This is a genomic window from Pauljensenia hongkongensis (genome assembly GCF_001746855.1).
Taxonomy (GTDB): Bacteria; Actinomycetota; Actinomycetes; order Actinomycetales; family Actinomycetaceae; genus Pauljensenia; species Pauljensenia hongkongensis.
This window is the reverse complement of the sequence record NZ_CP017298.1, coordinates 1,719,494-1,723,403: the sequence shown is the minus strand read 5'-3', so window position 1 is coordinate 1,723,403 and position 3,910 is coordinate 1,719,494. Positions and strand designations below refer to the sequence as shown.

At 71.9% G+C, this 3,910-nt stretch carries 2 protein-coding genes and 1 pseudogene; 2 read left to right on the top strand and 1 reads right to left on the bottom strand.

Translation table 11 applies throughout. The features are described from left to right. Both BH719_RS07130 and pknB read left to right on the top strand, forming a co-directional pair. Positions 1-1,067, top strand: a pseudogene (locus BH719_RS07130) (hypothetical protein); the annotation flags it as partial. Further along, the gene (gene pknB, locus BH719_RS07125; RefSeq protein WP_009744142.1) at positions 1,040-3,055 is read left to right on the top strand and encodes a Stk1 family PASTA domain-containing Ser/Thr kinase; all 2,016 of its coding nucleotides are present in this window, start codon (positions 1,040-1,042) and stop codon (positions 3,053-3,055) included. The pseudogene BH719_RS07130 and the gene pknB, both read left to right, overlap by 28 nt. A 62-nt stretch (positions 3,056-3,117) precedes the next feature. On the opposite strand, the gene BH719_RS07120 is transcribed toward pknB, so the two are convergent. Beyond that, the gene (locus BH719_RS07120; protein WP_034255360.1) at positions 3,118-3,756 is read right to left on the bottom strand and encodes an anthranilate synthase component II; all 639 of its coding nucleotides are present in this window, start codon (positions 3,754-3,756) and stop codon (positions 3,118-3,120) included. Between the last annotated feature and the right edge of the window lie 154 nt (positions 3,757-3,910).

Sequence of the window (3,910 nt, the reverse complement as noted above, 5' to 3'; positions counted from 1 at the left end):
CGGCGGTGGCGCCCGCCGCCGTCGCGGACGCGGAGCCGGGGGTGGCGACCGCTCGCTCGGCCATGCCCGCCCAGTTGCGCGCCTCGGTCGGCGTCGAGGCGCCCACCGACCCGGCTGTGGAGACCAAGCCCTCTCCCCGCACCCGCGCGAAGCGGGCGCCCGGGGACCAGCCCCCGCTCACCGTCCCCGACCTCACCAGCCCCCGCGCCCCCGCGCCCGACACCACCACGACCGGCCGCCACGCCGCCGTCACCGACACCGGGACGGAGCACCCCCCGCTCACCGTCCCCGACCTCACCAGCCCCCGCGCCCCCGCGCCCGACACCACCACAACCGGCCGCCACGCCGCCGTCACCGATACGGGGATGACCAGGTCCGAGGCGGAGGAGGCACTGCGCCTGGAGGCACTGACCCGCAGGCTCAGGGAGCGCCAGAAGGCCCGCGACCGGGAGGACGCGGCGGCAGAGGCCAGGCGCACCCGCGAGGAGGAGCGCCGGGCTGAGGAGGAGCGCCAGCGCGCCGAAGCCGAAGCCGCCGCCAGGCAGGAGCGCGAGCGCAGGGAGCGCGCCGAGGCGGAGGAGCGCAGGCGCGAGGAGGCCCGCCGTGAGCGCCGTGAACGGCGTGAGCGCAGCGAGGACGACGGGGCCGTTATCACGCGCAAATCGCCGTCGGTGGCGCGCATCCTCGGGACGGTGCCCCCGCCCCGCCCCGCTGCGAAGAAGAAGTCGGGCACTCCCACCGCGCCCGTCCGCCCCCGCCGTTCGGTGTTCGAGCAGCGCACTGAACCGGATCCGGACAAGCCCCGCTGGCACGCCCTGGACGCCAGGGCGGCGCATTCGACACAGCCCCCGAAGGCGACGAAGTACAATCGTTCTGTTGTCTCCCCACCCGTTCCCCTGGGCAAGCGCGTTCTCAGGGCTGTGATCGTCGCCCTCGTCGTTCTGGCGCTCGTCGTCCTCGCAGCCGTTACGATCAAGCACATGATCGGTTCCCTGCTGTCCGCGCACGCAGGGACTACCCCTACCGAGGAGGTCAGGACATGGCAGAGCCCGTGGCCCGCCGTTTAGCCGGACGCTATGAGGTCCGCTCCCTGATTGGGCGCGGGGGCATGGCGGAGGTGCACTTGGGATTCGACACCCGCTTGTCGCGTGTGATCGCCATCAAGATGCTGCGCCGCGACCTGGCACTGGACTCGATCTTCCAGGCGCGGTTCCGCCGCGAGGCGCAGTCTGCCGCCTCGTTGAACCACCCGAACATCGTCGCCGTCTACGACACCGGCGAGGAGATGATCGAGGACGCGCAGGGGCGGGCCATCTCGATCCCCTTCATCGTCATGGAGTACGTGGAGGGGCACACCGTCAAGGAGCTCATCTCCGACGGGATGCCGGTCCCCATCAACGAGGCCATCGAGATCGTCGGGGGCGTGCTCCAGGCCCTCGAGTACTCCCACGCCGCCCACTTGGTCCACCGGGACATCAAGCCCGGGAACATCATGCTGACCAACGACGGCAAGGTGAAGGTGATGGACTTCGGCATCGCCCGCGCCCTCACCGACTCGCAGGCGACCATGACCCAGACGAACGCCGTCGTGGGGACCGCGCAGTACCTGTCGCCCGAGCAGGCGCGCGGCGAGCAGGTGGACGCCCGGTCCGACCTGTACTCGACGGGCGTCGTCCTCTTCGAGCTCCTCACCGGGCGCCCGCCCTTCAAGGGGGACTCGGCGGTCGCGGTCGCCTACCAGCACGTGGGGCAGATGCCCCCCATCCCCTCGTCGATCACCGCGGACATCCCCGATGCCCTCGACCGCGTCGTCATGAAGGCGCTGGCGAAGGACCGCGACCAGCGCTACGCCAGCGCCGACGCGATGCTGGCCGACCTCATGCGGGTTTCCCGCGGCCTCGGCGTCTCGGCCCCGGAGACCTCCGTGTGGATGGGGCAGATGCCCCGGCAGGACCAGACTGCCGCGACGATCCCCCTTTCGGCGGCTGCCTCGCCCACCTCCACGGTGATCGCGAACCCCGCGAGGCAGGGGCAGGGCGCGCAGGGCCCCGCCCCGACCCCGGCGAACGGGGCGAACGAGGAGGACGAGGCGCGCGCCCGCAAGCGCCGTGCCATGCTCATCGGCTCGCTCATCGCCCTCGCACTGCTCGTCATCGGATCCTCCGTGTACGCGCTGGCGAATTGGAAGGGCAAGCCGGCCACTGCGGCCGTCCCCAACGTGGTCGGCTACACGCAGGCGGAGGCGAAGGCGCAGGTCGAGTCCGCGGGCTTCACGTGGGCGATCGCGGCCGACAGGGTGGCCTCCGACAGTGTCGCCGAGGGGTCGGTCGTCTCGACGAACCCTCCCGGCGGAGAGCAGGCCGAGGAGGGGTCGACCATCACGGCGACGCTGTCCAGCGGCCCCGACTCGGTCGCGGTCCCCGACTCCCTCGTGGGGATGAGCCCCGACGACGCCAAGAGGGCCGTGGAGGCCGTCGGCCTCAAGTGGGAGGTCTCGAGCGACCGGGTCGCCTCGGAAGAGGTCGGCGAGGGCAAGGTCGCGAAGGTCAACCCCTCGTCGGCCTCGAAGGTCAAGGCCGGTTCGACTGTCACCGGGTACCTGTCGTCTGGCTCGGACACCGTTGCCGTGCCCGATTTGTCCGGCATGAAGCAGGAGCAGGCCCGGTCCGCGCTGGAGAACGTCGGCCTCAAACTCGGGACCGTGGACTTCACCGACGACTCCGAACAGCCGAAGGACCAGATCGTGTACTCGGATCCGGAGGCCGGCTCCTCCGCGCAGAAGGGCGCGAAGGTGAACGTGACCATCTCCAGCGGCAACAACCAGGTCACCATCCCCACTGTGGTCGGCACGTCCGCGGAGGACGCGAAAGCCGCTCTGGAGGGGGTGGGCCTGAAGCCGAACATGACCGAGGTGGACTCGGACAAGCCGAAGGGGCAGGTGGTGAGCATCGACCCCGCCGAGGGGCAGAAGGTCAACAAGGGGACCCAGGTGAATGTGAAGGTCTCCAAGGGGAAGGGCAACGGCACGCCCACTCCCACGCCGACCAGCCATTAGCGCGCGAACCGCCCCCAGGGGCCGGGCAATGGGTCGAGCGCCCGCTGCCCGGCCCCTGCGCCTCAGAGGCTGGAGCGCCGGGCGACCACGGGCGCCATGGTGGCCGCACGGGCGGGAGCGCCCCCGTCGCCGCACACCGCCAGCCAGTTGGCGAACATGAGGTGCCCGGACTGGGTCATGACGGACTCGGGGTGGAATTGCACGCCCTCCAGGGGCAGGTCGCGGTGGCGCAGGCCCATGACGATCCCGGAGCTGGTGGAGGCGCTGACCTCCAGCGCACTGGGAACGGTGGCCGGGTCGACCGCCAGCGAGTGGTAGCGCGTGACGGTCAGGGGCGAGGGGACGCCCGCGAACACGCCCTTCCCGTCGTGGGTGATGACCGAGGTCTTCCCGTGCATGAGTTCGGGGGCGTGCCCGACGGCGCCGCCGTAGAGCTCGCCGAGCGCCTGCATGCCGAGGCAGACCCCCAGCATGGGGACCGCGCGCTCTGCGCACTCGGCGATGGTCCGCAAGGTGGCGCCCGCGCCGGCGGGGTCGCCGGGGCCGGGCGAGACGAGGACGCCGTCGTAGGCGCCGTCGTGCCACTGGGGATCCACCGCGTCATTGCGGACGACGTCGACCCGGGCGCCGAGGTGGCGCAGGTACCCGACGATCGTGTACACGAAGGAGTCGTAGTTGTCGATGCACAGGATGCGCGTCATCTGTTCCTCCACGGTGCTGGGCCCCGGCCGGGGCGGGTGCGTTCGGGGGCGCGGCGCCGAGTGGGCGCGGACGGGACCCACAGTACACGCCCGATGGGGCGGGCGGAGCGGGCGCCCGCGCGGCGGGCCGGGGGCGCAGTAGGAGGCCGGTGCG

Bases quoted from the DNA above. Each gene is read 5' to 3' on its own strand.
- pknB (WP_009744142.1), top strand. From the start codon at position 1,040: ATGGCAGAGCCCGTGGCCCGCCGTTTAGCCGGACGCTATGAGGTCCGC.
- BH719_RS07120 (WP_034255360.1), bottom strand. From the start codon at position 3,756: ATGACGCGCATCCTGTGCATCGACAACTACGACTCCTTCGTGTACACG.